The sequence below is a fragment of the Sodalis sp. (in: enterobacteria) genome, from assembly GCF_047607725.1.
GTDB lineage: Bacteria > Pseudomonadota > Gammaproteobacteria > Enterobacterales > Enterobacteriaceae > JBLKSS01.
This window is the reverse complement of the sequence record NZ_JBLKSS010000033.1, coordinates 1-15,022: the sequence shown is the minus strand read 5'-3', so window position 1 is coordinate 15,022 and position 15,022 is coordinate 1. Positions and strand designations below refer to the sequence as shown.

Here is a 15,022-nt window from a genome sequence, read left to right as displayed (position 1 = left end):
AGCTCAGCCTGCTGTGTAGTGGGGATTTTAGGTTGGACACCGAACTTGCCCTGACGGTAGAGCTGGCGCCAGTTGAACAGCAAATTGTCATTGATACCGTTATCCCGTGCCAGCTTGGCAATGGATACGCCGGGCTGGAGCACCTGCTCAACCAGCTTAATTTTAAAGTCCAGCGGGAAATTAGGACGACGTCTTGAGGGTTTTGGTGGGGTTTGTTTCATGAATGGCACCCATTAAAAAAATAATGGACATCATCTTCAATAACTTGATGGGGAATTAACAGACGGCGCTGGGCGTACGCTTACGATGAGAACGGGCGCGATGTTTTTTCCCGCTTGATCTACGGCGCGCGAATTTCTCTGTCGGTTGGGGTGTCGGCGGTCATTTTCTCGGTGGCCATCGGCACGCTGATAGGCGGCATTGCGGGCTTCGCCCGCGGCAGGATCGATAGCGTTTTGATGCGTCTCACCGACGGTATGCTGTCCGTGCCCATCTTCTTTTTTATGCTGACCGTGCTGGCGCTATTTGGCTCGACACTCGCCAATATTGTGATCGTCATCGGTGTCACCAGTTGGATGAGCATCGCCCGCATCGTGCGGGGCGAGGTGCTGCGCAACCGGGAGCTGGTGTATGTCGAGGCCGCGCGGGCGCTGGGCGCGACCCCGCTTAGGTTGTTCTTCAAACATATTCTGCCGCAGTCCTGGCCGGCCATAATCGTATCCGCCACGCTCGGCATCGGCTGGGTGATCCTCATCGAGTCTTCCTTATCTTTTCTCGGGCTGGGCGTGCAGCCGCCGGATCCGAGTTGGGGAAACATGCATTTCCAATGAGCGCGGTTACATGTGGAACGCGCCCATGCTGGCCTTTATTCCCGGCATGGTAATTTTCGTCACGGTGCTGCTGTTCAACTGGCTGGGCGACGGTCTGCGCGACGCCTTGGATACCGCCTTATAACGAGAAGATGCCGATGAATATTCTGGAATATCTCGCCGGCTGGAGCCTGAAGTGCAAAGACGTCAGCCCGGCGGCCAGGCAGGGGGCGACCGAGGCGATCCGCGATACGCTGGCCTGCATGATAGCCGGCGCCGGGGGGACCGGTTCACCCGGCGTGGCGGCGCTGATAAATGCGACGGCGGCGCACGCCCTTGATTACGATGACACGTTTCGTCCTTTGATGGGCCATGCTTCCGCGGTCCTGGTTCCCGCCTTGCTGGCCACGGCACAGGCCTCGGACGCCGACGGCAGGCGGCTGCTGGAAGGCTATCTGGTCGGGCTACAGGCACAGGCCGTCATCGGTGCGGCGGTGAATCCGGGCCACTATGTCGCCAGCTGGCACGCGACGTCGACGGTGGGCGCCGCCTGGCTGCTGGGGCTGAATGGAGAGGGCATTCTGCAGGCCATGTGTCTCGCCGTCAGCATGGCCGCCGGCGTCAAGGGGCAATTTGGCACCGTGGCCAAACCGCTGCATGCCGGCCTTGCGGCGCGCAATACGGTTGAGGCCGCTGCGCTCGCCGCCGCAGGCATGGGCGGCAATTCCGACATCATGGATCATCCGTTTGGTTTTACCGCCCTGTACGCCGCCGCCGGCAGGCCCTGGGCCGCGGCGACAAACGCGAGCGATGAGCGGCATGTCATCGAAACCCTGGGACTGACGCCGAAACGGCATCCCTGCTGCGCTTCCACCCATAATGCGATTGATATGCTGCTGGATCTAAAAGCCGCCAACGACTTTGCGGCGGAAGACGTTATGTTGCTGGACTGTCTGGTGGGCTCGATTAATCAGAATAACCTGCCGTACGCCGAGCCGACCAAAGAAATGCAGGCGCGCTTCTCGATGCCCTACTGTCTCGCCGTCGCCCTGGCCAACAACCGGCTGCGCCTGGCGGATTTTGATCGCGAGAGGATTTTTGATCCGGCCATGCGCCGTCTCCTGCCGTTAACAAAGATGCATGCGGCGAGCTCCGCCGAGGAGGATAGCTCTGGCTATAGTGACTCACCGGCTCAGCGTACATCTGCGGGACGGCAGGACGCTCCATGCCGCGCGGGCAATGGCCAAGGGCGGTCTTGCCGATCCGTTTAGCGCCGATGACCGCCGAGAGAAATTTTTTGATTGTTGCGATGGCCGCCTGGATCAACAGAAGGCTTGTGAGCTGTATGAGCAGCTACAACGCCTTGATAGCCAGAGTAATCTTGACTTTATCGCGGCTGCCCTCGGGCGGCTCGGCAATTAACTACGCCTGCGCGACGCCGCGCAATTTATCGGAAAGGGTTCATTCATGCAAAATTTCGTTGAGGCAAGCGATGTCCGGCCGGCACCGAGCGTAACGCCGGTCATGCTGGAAATTGTCAAAGGAGTGTTGAGTTCGGCCCAGTCTGAAATGGAGCGTCTGTTGCAGCGCACCGCCATGTTGCCGGTCATCCGTGAAAAACAGGACTATTTCTGTGGGCTGTTCGACAGGCAAGGCCGTCTGCTGATGGGGACCAAGCTGCCGCTGCTGGGCAACATTCTCGATCCGGTGCTGGAATTCTTTCCCATGGCGGAGATGAAACCGGGCGACGTCTATTGGTACGACGATCCCTATCTTTCCCGGGGAGGCGTATCCCATACGCTAGATCAGGTTTTTATCAGCCCCATCTTTGTTGCGGAGCAATTGGTCGGTTTTACCCACTCATGGGCGCATTTTCTGGACATTGGCGGCACCCATTCCGGGTCAACCACGCCCGATGCACCCGAGATTTTTCATGAAGACATTCTCATTCCACCGGTCAGGCTGTATCGCGAAGGGGTGCTGAACGAAGACCTGTTTCGGACCTTCGTGCACAATTCTCGTTTCCCCGACATGATTAAAGGCGACGTGCGCGCCATGATGGCGGCGGTGGAGCGGGGCCGTTTGCGCATGGTCGAGTTGTTCGAGCGGTTCGGCGTGGAGACCGCCCATCAGGCTTTCGACCAACTTATCCAACAGACCCGGGAATTCGCCCGCGCCCGGCTCGATGACATTTTTACCCCCGGCCGCTATAAGTTTGCCGAGCTTATTGACCAGGACGGCCACGGCACCACATCTATCGCCATCCGTATGACGCTGACCGCCGCCGAGGGAAAGCTTGTCCTCGATGCCACCGATACCGATGATCAAACCCTCGGTCCGATTAATTTTCTCATGCATCCGTCGGTGGTACAGATGGTCTTCGGCATCTATGCCCTGGCGAGACATCCGGAATTCATGTTCAACGAGGGGCTGCTGAGTATCATTGATGAAGTAAAACTGCGCGAGGGCAGCGTGATTAAGTCCCGTTTCACCGCCTCTCTCGGTCAACGCTCCGTAACCGTATCACGGGTGACTAGCGCCTGTCTGGGCCTTATCGCCGTTGCCCGTCCTGATTTGGCGCTGGCGTCCAGCTCCGCCTATAGCGCGAATAAGTTGCGCGGCGTGTTTATGGGCAGCGGCAAAGTCTTCCTGAAAACCCTGGCCATCGCCGCCGGCCAGGGCGCGCGTCCCGCGTCAGACGGGCCGGACGCGGTGTATTTCCTCAACCAGCAAAATTACCCCCTCGAGTTCGCCGAGCAGAACTACCCCTTGCTAATGCGGCGTTATGCCATCAATCAGGATTCCGGCGGACCGGGGCGTTGGCGCGGGGGCGGCGGCGTTATCCGCGAATTTCAAATGATCTCGAAAACCGCCTCTATTTCCATTCGCATGAGCAATGTGGACTATCCCGCCGATGGCGTTAACGCCGGCATGAGCGGCCGATCCGGCCGGTTCGTGCTCAATCCCGGCACGCCCGGCGAGAAAATCCTGCCCAGCCTGCAGGATGGCGTGACGCTTGAGACGGGGGATATTCTGCAAATCGCTATGCCGGGCGGCGGCGGATATGGCCACACTTTCGATCGTGAACCCGAACGGGTATTACGCGATGTGCTGGCGGGTTTCGTCAGCATCGAAAGCGCGCTGGAGGACTATGGCGTCGTCCTTGATGTCGAGTCGGAATCCGCCGATTTGGCCGCGACCCGCGATCGCCGCGCACCGCACCGCTGGCCAACCAAATTATTTCACCGTCGCCGTTACTTTGATGCCGAAGAGTGGTGGAACTCTGCCGACGCTCTCCGCTCCTCCCGTCCATCTCGCGTTTAACCCAAGGATCAGCTATCATGGAACACCTGCTTTCCGTTGCCGTCGACACTGGCGGCACCTTTACCGATATTACCTTGGTGGATAGCCGCACCGGCAAACTCTTCAAGGCGAAAACCCCGTCGCCGCCCGAGGATCCCTCGCTGGGTTTCGTGACGGGCATGCGGCGAATACTCGCCGATACCGGGATGCGAGCGCAAGACGTCAGTCACGTGTTTCACGGCACAACGGTTGCCACTAATACCATTTTGGAAATGGACGGCGCCGAATGTGCCTTGTTGACTACCACCGGCTTCAGGCATGTGCTGGAAATCGGCCGGCACGATATTCCACGCAACGAGAATATCTACTCATGGGTAAAGTCGACGCGGCCGGTGCCGGCGGAACGCATCTATGAAGTGGACGGCCGTATGGATTTTGAAGCGCATGAACTGGCGCCGCTCTGTGAGGCGCAGGTGCGCGCCGCCATTGCCCGCATTAAGCAACGCAACATCAAGGCTATCGCGGTGTGCTATTTGCATTCTTACGCCAATGCCCGCCATGAGCAGCGGACCCGCGATATTATCACGCAAGAGTACCCGCAGGCGCTGGTCTCCCTGTCATCTGAAGTCTTGCCCACCTTTCGGGAGTTCGAGCGCAGCATGGCGACGCAGCTGAACTGTTACGTGATGCCAAAAGTCTCGCGCTATGTCACCCGCCTGGAACAACGTATCGCCGACGAGGGTGTTAACGGCCGTCTGCTGCTGATGAAATCCAGCGGCGGCGTGACCGGCGTGGATACGATTCGTCGTCAGCCGGTCCAGACCGCGCTGTGCGGTCCGGCGGCGGGAGTGGTCGGTGCCGGGCTGGTGGGTCGACTGGCAGGGGAGAGCAAGCTGATTTCCTTTTATGTCGGCGGCACCTCAGCGGATATCTGCCTTATCAACGGCGGTGATGCCAATGTCACCACCGAAGGCCACGTCGGCGACAGGCCGCTCAGCCTGCAGATGATCGATATCCACACCATTGGCGCCGGCGGCGGTTCGATTGCCCGCTTCGTCAACGGCGCGTTAATGGTAGGGTCGATGAGCGCGGGCGCCATGCCGGGGCCCGTTTGCTACGGCCGCGGCGGCACCGAGCCTACGGTGACGGACGCGCATCTGGTGCTCGGCCATTTAACGCCCCGCCTGTTGAACGGTGAAATGACGCTGGATGTTGCGGCGGCGGCCAAAGCGATTGAAGAACGCATTGCTAAGCAGCTGGGACTGACCGTGGAAGACGCCGCAAGCGGCATCATCGATATCGCCAACAATAATATGATGGGCACCATACGCGAAGTTTCGGTGGCGCACGGCTATGACCCGGCCGATTTCGCCCTGGTGCCATTTGGCGGCGCTGGCTGCTGCATAGCGATTTTTTGACCCGCCTGTTAGGCATGAAGGCGGAGATCATCGTGCCTGAATCCGGCGTGCTATCGAGTCTGGGGCTGCTCTCCTCCGATCTGAAAAACGATTTTTCCGTGACCTGTATCCTGCGTAAGCGCCCCGTGGAGGACGTCTTGAATTATTGGTGGGTTTGTTGTATGAGACAGTAAACCTACGTTGCACGCTTATGCTCATTGTATTTTCACATTGTATTGATTTTAATAACTTTTATTTTCATCCCGGTTTGAGTGATATGAAATTAGTGGTTCTGAAGTTTGTGATAGTGTCCATTAAAATTTAAGTGGACACTATCATCGCCGGATTATCCATGATCTGACAGCCGTCCCTTATAGGATGCGGGTTCACTAGGCATCGTAGTGGAACATATTCTTATCGGGCTATACAACAAACCCACCAATAATTCAAGACGTCCTCCACGAGGCGCTTACATTTGTATGGTGTTTTTTTTATTGATCCTTACATGAATAACATAATGGGTGTCGGTAGTATTGCGCGCAAAGCGATCGTACTCCAGCTGGAGATTGCCCGATGGGCTTTGCGTTGATGTATCGCTCATCAAGCCCTGTGAAAACAGTCCAAGCGCCGCCAGTAGTACGAATAAAAACAGCAAGAACGTGCCCCAGCGCTGTAATGTCCAGGCGAGGCGTTGGAACGCCATATGTTCTTGGACTGGATATTGTCTACTGCGGTAATCATCGGATGTTGACTTATTCTCCATGCTTATTACCTCAAAAGGCCTGCAGTCGGGTGAACGCTCTTTTTCCTCGATGCGCCTTGGCAAGTATAGATGTAAAAAAATGATATAGAGCAAATCGCTAACCGTAGGGGATGGCAATGGCACGTTCAGGACGTCGGCGCTAGGATGAAAACGACTACGTTTAAACGTAAGGAATAACGGGTCGGCTTAAGGAAATGAATGATGGGCGCCGGCATGCCCGACGGCCTGAAACGGACGTGACGTGTTCCATGCCGGAATGGCTTGATCGGGATAATGAGGAATATCGCTATGCCGAATATTGTTGAGTTTGTCCGTTTTGTTCGGGAAAAAATGCATCAGGCCCAGCATCCGGAGCTGGGCGATCCGGATATCGCCGCATTGATCGCCGCCCTCGGCGGGCGGTGGAATATCCGTGAAGTGGATGCCTGTATCACTCGGCTGCGGGTGACGGTCAAGGATTTAGCTAAAGTGAACAGCGGCACTATTCAGAGTCTGGGGGCGCTGGGGGTGGTCATTTTGGGGCATCAAGTGCAGGCCATATTCGGCAAGCGCTCCGACAATTTAAAGCGGAGACAGGAAGAGCACTTTGGTTTGGATGAGACCTCAACATAAAAACCGGCGAACGCGCGGTGTGCTTCGCTGCTCGCCTTACGACACGGCCCCTGCGACGCCCATTGCTGTTCGCCCTGCGACGCGCATCGCACCTCGTCCTGCAACATGCATCGCGGCCCCCTTGGTGGCGCGTATGCCAGGCCGCCGGTGGTGGGGCGCGACGCCGTTGCAGGGTAAGGAGGGCGCTAAAAAAGGGGGGCGTTTATCCCGCTTGCGCCGCCAAATTGGCAAACGCTTTCTCTATCGCATACACGCCCGGATCTTTATGGCCGGTGAGGTTGTCGCTATTGAGATAGGCGGACCGGCCGGCGTTCGCCTTATCCATAGTGGCGTCGGCGTCGGCCCCCGCGCGGGCGGCATCCGCCGCATGGCGCAGGCTCGCGCCGTCGGCCAGCGCCTCCAGCGCCGGTTGCAGCGCATCGATAAGGGTACGGTCGCCGCGCTCGGCGCCGCCGTAATGTTTCATTTGCTGCAGGCCAGCCAGCAGCGCCTGCACCAACGGCTAGCCCTCCGCCACCTGCTGACCGGCGGCGGTAAAGAATATCGACATCAATACGCCGCTGGAGCCGCCCATGATGGTGGCCAGTTTATCGCCTATTAGCGTCAGCAGCGCCGCGGGATCGTCCTGGGGTAATTCACCGTCACGGTTCAGCGTGGCGATTTCACGTGCGCCGGCGGCGAAGGTGGTGCCGGTATCGCCGTCTCCCACCAGACTATCAAGCCGGTTAAGCTCGTTTTCCAGCGTCAGCAGGGTTTCGGTAACGACGTCAATGATGTTACCGGTGCGGGCGTTGACGGACGGTGTGACGCGTGTCGTTTGGCGGGGATTATCGGCCTTTTGCCGGGTCAGCGGTTGCCAGCCGGCGGTTTCCACCTCCGACAGCAGCGCAGTGGTCAGGGTGGCGTCCAGCGCCAGCAATGACAGCGAGAACCCCTTCATATCCAGCGCACTGACCAGCGGCGCCGGGCCGATAAGATAGCTCAGGCGCTCGCGCAGCGGAGAATGGACCAGCTCTTTGGTGAGCACGCTCATCTCCAGGGGAGAGACGCCGCCAAGGTTGTTAATCAGCGCCGCCACAGGCCCCTTTGCGGGGAGATGGGCGCTGAGCTTATCCACCATCACCTGGATTAGTTCGCGGCTATTGACGGTCGGCAGCGTCTGCGCGCCCGGCTCGCCGTGTATACCCAGTCCCAGCTCCACATGGCCGTCTTTGATGCGCTGCGCGCCGCCTTCTTCTTCCGGTAGGTTACAGCCGGTCATCGCCACGCCGATACTGGCGGTTGCGCCGATAGCTTTCTGCGCCAGCGTGGTCACTTCCTCAAGCGTAAGCCCCTGCTCGGCCGCATAACCGGCGATTTTATGGATAAGGGCGGGCACGGCGATGCCGCGCGGCTGTTTATTGTCCGGCAGGGAGATATCGTCATCAACCATCACCAGCTCGACCCGATAGCCCAGGCGTTTGGCTTTCTCCGCCGCCAACCCGAAATTCAGACGGTCGCCGGTATAGTTTTTCACGATCAACAGACAACCCGCCTCGCCGGTGACCGCGAGAATGGCGCTGAGAACGGCATCGACGCTGGGGGAGGCGAAGATATCGCCGCAAACCGCCGCGGTCAGCATGCCTTTACCGACAAATCCCACGTGGGCCGGCTCATGGCCGGAGCCGCCGCCGGAGATCAGCTCGACCCGATCTTTTTGCCACCCTTTACGCACCACCACCCGGATAAAGGGGTCAACGTCGAGCTGAACGAGGTTTTGCCAGCGTGAACCGACAATCGTGCCCTCAATGGCATCATTGACCAGGGCGTTGCGGGTGTTCATAAAAAATTTGGACATAGGGCAAAAACCTTTTCTGGGGAAGCAGGGGATGCAGCCGTGGCTGCCGGTGCCGCAACGTACCCGGCCGGCGACGTTGAATAAGTTGCTATCATAATGATTAGAATTAATATTGATTTAGTTGCATTGATATGGCGGGTGTTATCGCGATATCACTGGCGATACAGCAATGTGGCCGGCGGGACAGCGACAGGCGAGCGTTAGTGCGCTTCGCTGGCGACACGGAAATGCGGCCGGCGGTAGAGCGATATGGCGAGCGTTATCGTAATAGCAATGGTGGCATAGCGATATCGCTGGTGACCAGTACTTTGGTGTTCGCCACGCCGCTAAAGCGATTCTCCCCTTTCACCGCCGCGGGGAGAATCAGGATGGGGCAGTGGTCAGGTGCCGCGGTAAGCGGTCAATCGGGCAAGGTAATCGCTAACGCGCTAATGTTAACCGGCGCTTCAGTGCGCAGAGAACGGTTGGCGGCGATACCGGTCATAATCGACAGCGCGCCGTCGCGAAATCCCGCGGTGCGCCGTAAAGGATCATCCACCGGCGCGCCAAACAGATCGTTTAGCATCACCCGATCGCCGCCGCCGTGGCCGCCGGCCTCATGCGGGACATCTACCCGGTAAGCGTCGCCAAACATCGGGAACACGCGGATATCACACTCGTCCAGCGTGCCTTCCTGCGCCTGTTTGCCACCGCCGTTGACATAGGATTTTTCCACTAGTTTCATTTCAAGTCTTTCTTGGCTGCCGTTAAACACCACGTTCAGCCCTTCCCAAGGAAGATAAGCGTTAAGCGAATAGGTCATGATGGCGCGGTTTTTATAGCGCACCATCACCCCCATGACGTCCTCAATGCTGATGCCGTCATCGAACACGCTTTTATCGCGATAGTAACCATCTTCCTGTTCCGCTGCCAGATAAAGGGCGCGCAGGGTCGAGCTTTGCGCCATCTGCAGCGCGAAGGGGTCGCGCTCGGCCGCCGGGCTTTGGTGGCAGCGGGCGTAGAAATCCGTGATGCCGCGCTGTTCGACGTTAGCCCGGCCGTAAAAGCGTAAATCTCCCTGGGCGTAAACCGTATCCGGCTCGCTACCCAGCCAGAAATTGACCAAATCGAAATGATGAGTTGATTTATGGACCAGCAGCCCACCGCTGTTGCGTTTATCGCGATGCCAGCGGCGAAAATAATCGGCGCCGTGCTGGGTATTCAGCAGCCATTCAAAATGGACCGAGAACACATCGCCAATGGTACCGGCCACCAGCAGTTCACGGATTTTGCTGTGATGCGGCGCGTAACGATAATTGAAGGTGACGCGTAACTGCCTGCCGGTGCGCCGGATAGCGTCCAGGATAGCGTCCAGGATAGCGTCCAGGATAGCGTCCAGGATAGCGTCCAGGATAGCGTCCAGGATAGCGTCCAGGATAGCGTCCAGGATAGCGTCCAGGATAGCGTCCAGGATAGCCTGGCACTTTTCCTCATCGATTGTCATCGGTTTTTCGCTGACCACATCGCAGCCCAGTTCCATCGCCCGCAAGATATAGTGATGATGGGTGCGATCGATAGAGGTGACGATCACCACGTCCGGCCGGGTCTCGGCGATCATGCGATCGAATTCCTGCACAGGATAGAGCGGCACCGGCGCGTGTCCCTGTGCGCCGATGAGTTGATTGGCATAGGCCATTCTGATGCGGTTGGTATCGCAGAACGCCACCCTGCGGGCCCGGGCGCTGAAATCCGTCGCGATGGCGTTGATATAAAGACCGGCGCGCCCCCCGGTGCCGACTAACGCATACTTTTTCATTTCCTACCTCTTGATTTACAGGATGAGCCGTCGTGTTATTGACAGCCTAAGCGGGATGGTTCTATGTTGGCTGCTCTTGACGCCGCACTGGTCAACGGGAGGACAGCGTGCCGCAACGTCTGCTGGAGGTGAACACGCCGCTAATCTGGCACTGGTCGCATGTGCTGTCGCTGCTGGAGATCCTCGAACGTTACTGCTTTACCGGGCTTATCATTCATCAGCAGAATATTCTGGCGCTGTTGGCTCCCCCCTCGCCGACTTTTCAGGGCGCGGATCGCAGCAATCTTTTTCATGAGCGCGAAAGCGCGTTGTATTATCTCCACCGTATCGGTTGTCTTTGCCGGCAGCGGCGGCTCACGCTGTGGCTGCAGGGGGAGGCTTTCCCCAACGACGGTAAATTGGCGCACAAGTATCCCGAGCTGCGGCTGACGGATGATCCCGGCCAGGGACAGCGATTTTTGCAGCATTTTTATCAAGCGATCGTCAGCGCCACCCTGGCGACGCTGCCGGACGTCAGCGGCCTCATTCTCAGCCTGCAAACGCCGGAATTTCATCCGAGGCAGTGGGACGTCCCCCTGGACGCACTTTATCGTCAGTTGCGGCGGCAAAATAAAAAGCTGGTGTTACGCGACTATACCGATGACGATTGGCTGCGGCGCCAGCTGCAAAGCACACTGGCGCAAATGCCGGCGGATGTGCGCGCATCGCTGAAAGCCACCGCGGTCGATTACCGTCCTGGCTTCGCCAATAATCCGGCTATCGGCGCGATGGGCGCGCGCAAAATCTGGATCGATATTGATTTGTGGGGTATCGATTACGACTGGACGTTGCTGCCCTGCCTGCTGATTGATGAGCTGCAGGGCAGGCTCAGCTGGGCGCAATCGGTCGCCGGCGACAGGCTCGAGACCATTACCGCCCGCCTTGATTGGGAATGGATCCACAATAGCCCCCTGCAGGGATCGATTAATGAAGGCAATCTTTATGGTCTGGCGCGAATCGCGTGCGGCGAGACGCCGGTCAGCGCTGCGGAATTGCTGGATGAGTGGCTGGACAGCAAGGGATTGCGCCCCGGCTATCCCGTGCAGCGGCAAACGGTGCGCCAGCTGTTTATCAGTAGTTACGACTGGATGTGCCGGACGCCGTATCTGCTGGGCCGGGTGATGCATCAGCACAGCCAACTGCCGGCGGATATTGATACCGCGCTGCGCCTGCTGCATTCCGACGCCCGTAGCGCCAACTGGCGCCAATCGTTTCAGGCGCTGTTTCCGCGCGACGATGAGCAGGCGGGCCGCGTGCAGTGGGAGTTGCTGCAGCTTGAGCAACAGCAGAACGTTTTTTTGGCCGAACGTCTGTACGCCCAGGAGCAAGCGCTGCGGCGCGACGGCGAATTGCCAGCGACGTTCGCCGACGTGCTTTGCGGTGCCTGGGCCTCTGCCGTCCGCTATACCCGCCTGTTCGGTCATGGCCGTCAGGTAATAAGTTTGCGGTGGTATATGAACCAGTATGGCGCCAGCCGTTCGCGTCAGGATAATTTGCTCACCGCCATTGATGCAGCACAGCGTTATGCGCAGCAAACCGGCCGCTGGCTGGCTGAAAACGAGGTTAACGTGGCGCATAACTTGCCCCTCCTGCTGGATCCCGCCCGTCTTGGCCGGCTGGCCGAAAGTTGCAGGCCGGGCGCCGACGCCATTGAGTAATGCATACAGGTTAAAAGCGCGTCAGGGAAATTGAAGCGTAATTTCAAAAGCAGAAAGGCGCTAGGCGGACGGAACGTTTAAAAGCGTGACGGAGCTTGCAACTCGCGGTCAAAACCTGTGATTCAAATCACAGGTTAAGCGAAAAGAAGTGTGATCGATAACGTGCGGCGTGGTTGGAAAAGTGATATGTGTCACATCTTGATTTAACGCCGAAAGCCGGGGCATTAGCAGCTATCACGCAGAAAGCTTTGCCACCATCCCTTGTCGGCGTACGTTAAAAACAGCGTTTCGCTGGATTGCCGGCACTCAGTTTCCGACAAGATGTGCAGATATAGTCCCGGCTCGCTTTCCTCCAGCCGCGAACCGACAAATAAAGCCCGCAKCGAAACATCCGCGACCCGCGGGAGACCGGTTTCACCGTGCTCCCAGCGTTCAATCACATCGTTTTGCACCCCCATCACCGACGCCAGTTCATGGACGCTCATGCTCATTTCACGGCGCAGAAAGCGTATTTCATGACAGGATAAAAGGTTACGTCGATTGATGAGTAGTTTTGCCAATACCTGATGCAGGGCGGGTTTATCTTCTATGTCTACCTGGATGTGCTCCCCCTGCTTCCCGCAGCGGTAGCCGTTGGTGAGCCAAACGGTTTCCAAACCATAATCAGTGTAATGATACATAAACATTCCTTGTATAAGCCGATCCCTTGGACTGATGACTTATAAACAACTCTGCCGATGTTGGCAATAGAGGTCCGTTTAACGTTCGTAGCCTAACGCCGTGGAGCGGGAACAGCGTCTGAACAGGATCGGGTGTCGCGTCTGGCAAACGGGAACCGCGCGGGCCGGGTGAAAACGACGGGGCGCCGGGCAAGCGGAAACCGGGTGGGTCTGAAGAAGACGAGCGGAGCCTGAGGAGGAGCTGCGGGGCGCTGGCCACGCGCTAAGCGCGCGAGGGAGGATTGATAGCGCGTCAGGCAAGCATGGGGAAACGGGCGGTCAGCAGGGGTGTAAGTGTGCCTCATCGGCGGGGACCGCGCCCGCTTATCTTAATAATTAAAACTATATTTCATTATTATTGAACCATGTTGGCCATTTTGCTATGATGCCAACATGCATCCGGCCTTACAACCTGCATCGAGAGGAAGACAACATGGTACTCAGCGCATTTCAATTAACGGGTAAGGTCGCGCTGATAACGGGTTGCAATACCGGACTGGGGCAGGCGATGGCTATCGCGCTGGCACAAGCCGGCTGCGATATCATTGGCGTGAACCGCAGCGACCCGGCTGAGACGGCGGCGTGCATCACCCGCCTCGGCGGGCGGTTCTATGGGCTAAATGCCGATTTAAGCGATACTCGCGTGATTCCCTACATCCTCAGCCAGGCGCTGGCGCACGCGGGTAGAATTGATATTTTGGTCAACAACGCAGGCATCATTCTGCGCCAAGATGCCATTGATTTTACAGAGCAAGAGTGGGATTCGGTGATGGATCTGAACAGTAAATCCCTGTTCTTCTTATCACAGGCGGTCGCGCGGCAGTTCATCCGCCAGGGAGATGGCGGCAAAATCATTAACGTCGTCTCACTGCTCTCTTTCCAGGGCGGTATTCGTGTGGTGTCCTATACCGCCTCGAAAAGCACCGTGATGGGCATTACCCGCCTGCTGGCCAATGAATGGGCTCAGCACGGCATCAACGTGAACGCTATCGCCCCCGGCTATATGGCGACCAACAATACCGACACGCTGCGCGCCTCCGCGGCCCGCAATCAAGAAATTCTGGCGCGTATCCCCGCCGGTCGCTGGGGCGAGCCGGCCGATGTCATGGGGCCAGTGGTGTTTCTCGCCTCTGCAGCGGCCGATTATATCAACGGTTACACCCTCGCCGTGGATGGTGGTTGGTTGGCACGTTAAATCTTTTTATAAGTGAATCCGATACGGAGCTACGAGCATGAAAATTGCCTTAATTAATGAAAACAGCCAGGCGGCGAAAAATGAATTGATTTTCAATACCCTGAAGGGGGCGGTGGCACCGCTCGGACATGAGGTGTTCAATTACGGGATGTACTCCGCCGAAGACCCCCACTCGCTTACCTATGTGCAAAATGGGATCTTGGCTGCCATATTGTTGAACGCGGGCGCGGTGGATTATGTGGTGACCGGCTGCGGCACCGGCACCGGCGCCGGCGCGATGTTGGCCTGTAATTCTTTCCCAGGCGTCATTTGCGGTCTGGCGGTCGATCCGTCCGACGGCTATATGTTTGCGCAAATCAATGACGGTAACACCATCTCGCTGCAGTTTGCCAAAGGCTTTGGTTGGGGCGCGGAATTGAATATGCAGTACATCTTTGAAAAATTGTTTGGTAGCAAAGGCGGTCAGGGGTATCCCCGCGATCGGGTGGTGCCGGAGCAACGCAACAAAAAAATCCTCGATGGCGTCAAGGCGGTGTCCTACCGCGACTTACTGTCCATTCTGAAAGATCTTGACCAGGATTTGGTCAAAGGTGCCGTCAGCGGCGAAAAGTTCAAGCACTATTTCTTCGCCCATTGTCAGGATGTAAGCGTACGCCCAGCGCCGTATTGACAGTTATTCAGCAGGGATGGTGAGGTTCCACGGCAGGAGCTCTTTGATTTTGTTGATGGGATGATCCGCGATAATCGCCAGCACGTGGCGCAGATACGCTTCCGGCTCCACGCCGTTCAGTTTGCAACTGCCGATCAGCGTATACATCAGCGCCGCCCGGTCGCCGCCGCTATCCGAACCGAAGAACAGATAGTTCTTGCGACCCAGGCTTATTACCCGCAGCGC

The 15,022-nt window shown here is 57.7% G+C and carries 12 protein-coding genes and 2 pseudogenes; 9 read left to right on the top strand and 5 right to left on the bottom strand.

The window, feature by feature from the left end; translation table 11 throughout:
• Positions 1 to 227 (bottom strand): annotated as a pseudogene (locus ACMX3H_RS04080) (transposase); the annotation flags it as partial.
• Between the two features lie 108 nt (positions 228 to 335).
• Between ACMX3H_RS04080 and ACMX3H_RS04075 the strand changes: the two are divergent.
• The 6 genes from ACMX3H_RS04075 (at position 336) to ACMX3H_RS04050 (ending at position 6,884) form a co-directional block, all read left to right on the top strand.
• Entirely contained in the window at positions 336 to 830 is a 495-nt protein-coding gene (locus ACMX3H_RS04075; protein ID WP_415209911.1) for an ABC transporter permease, read from the top strand.
• Between the two features lie 137 nt (positions 831 to 967).
• On the top strand, positions 968 to 2,080 hold the full coding sequence (locus tag ACMX3H_RS04070) for an MmgE/PrpD family protein (protein WP_415209910.1): 1,113 nt from the start codon (positions 968 to 970) through the stop codon (positions 2,078 to 2,080).
• Positions 2,081 to 2,276: 196 nt separating this feature from the next.
• Positions 2,277 to 4,133 carry a hydantoinase B/oxoprolinase family protein gene (locus tag ACMX3H_RS04065; protein ID WP_415209909.1) on the top strand — a complete coding sequence of 619 codons (1,857 nt, stop codon included), beginning with the start codon at positions 2,277 to 2,279 and terminating at the stop codon, positions 4,131 to 4,133.
• Positions 4,134 to 4,150: 17 nt separating this feature from the next.
• Complete coding sequence (locus ACMX3H_RS04060) at positions 4,151 to 5,530, top strand: hydantoinase/oxoprolinase family protein (RefSeq protein WP_415209908.1); 1,380 nt, start codon at positions 4,151 to 4,153, stop codon at positions 5,528 to 5,530.
• Positions 5,527 to 5,703, top strand: coding sequence for a hypothetical protein (locus tag ACMX3H_RS04055; protein ID WP_415209907.1), 177 nt, complete (start codon positions 5,527 to 5,529; stop codon positions 5,701 to 5,703). Before ACMX3H_RS04060 ends, ACMX3H_RS04055 begins: the two co-directional genes overlap by 4 nt.
• A gap of 899 nt (positions 5,704 to 6,602) precedes the next feature.
• The gene (locus tag ACMX3H_RS04050) at positions 6,603 to 6,884 is read left to right on the top strand and encodes a glucose PTS transporter subunit EIIB (protein WP_415209912.1); all 282 of its coding nucleotides are present in this window, start codon (positions 6,603 to 6,605) and stop codon (positions 6,882 to 6,884) included.
• Positions 6,885 to 7,086: 202 nt separating this feature from the next.
• Here ACMX3H_RS04050 and ACMX3H_RS04045 read toward each other — a convergent pair.
• Positions 7,087 to 8,721 (bottom strand): annotated as a pseudogene (locus ACMX3H_RS04045) (dihydroxyacetone kinase subunit DhaK).
• Between the two features lie 400 nt (positions 8,722 to 9,121).
• Complete coding sequence (locus tag ACMX3H_RS04040) at positions 9,122 to 10,516, bottom strand: Gfo/Idh/MocA family protein (protein WP_415209906.1); 1,395 nt, start codon at positions 10,514 to 10,516, stop codon at positions 9,122 to 9,124.
• Between the two features lie 107 nt (positions 10,517 to 10,623).
• On the opposite strand from ACMX3H_RS04040, the gene ACMX3H_RS04035 reads away from it, so the two are divergent.
• Positions 10,624 to 12,213 carry a hypothetical protein gene (locus ACMX3H_RS04035; RefSeq protein ID WP_415209905.1) on the top strand — a complete coding sequence of 530 codons (1,590 nt, stop codon included), beginning with the start codon at positions 10,624 to 10,626 and terminating at the stop codon, positions 12,211 to 12,213.
• A gap of 224 nt (positions 12,214 to 12,437) precedes the next feature.
• Here ACMX3H_RS04035 and ACMX3H_RS04030 read toward each other — a convergent pair whose 3' ends face one another.
• Positions 12,438 to 12,893 carry a helix-turn-helix domain-containing protein gene (locus ACMX3H_RS04030; RefSeq protein WP_415209904.1) on the bottom strand — a complete coding sequence of 152 codons (456 nt, stop codon included), beginning with the start codon at positions 12,891 to 12,893 and terminating at the stop codon, positions 12,438 to 12,440.
• 472 nt (positions 12,894 to 13,365) lie between these two features.
• Between ACMX3H_RS04030 and kduD the strand changes: the two genes are divergently transcribed.
• Together kduD and ACMX3H_RS04020 are read left to right on the top strand one after the other, a co-directional pair.
• Positions 13,366 to 14,127, top strand: coding sequence for a 2-dehydro-3-deoxy-D-gluconate 5-dehydrogenase KduD (gene kduD / locus ACMX3H_RS04025; RefSeq protein WP_415209903.1), 762 nt, complete (start codon positions 13,366 to 13,368; stop codon positions 14,125 to 14,127).
• 37 nt (positions 14,128 to 14,164) lie between these two features.
• Positions 14,165 to 14,797, top strand: coding sequence for an RpiB/LacA/LacB family sugar-phosphate isomerase (locus ACMX3H_RS04020; protein ID WP_415209902.1), 633 nt, complete (start codon positions 14,165 to 14,167; stop codon positions 14,795 to 14,797).
• Positions 14,798 to 14,800: 3 nt separating this feature from the next.
• Here ACMX3H_RS04020 and ACMX3H_RS04015 read toward each other — a convergent pair.
• On the bottom strand, positions 14,801 to 15,022 hold a 222-nt coding region (locus tag ACMX3H_RS04015; protein WP_415209901.1), incomplete at its 5' end, for a transposase domain-containing protein.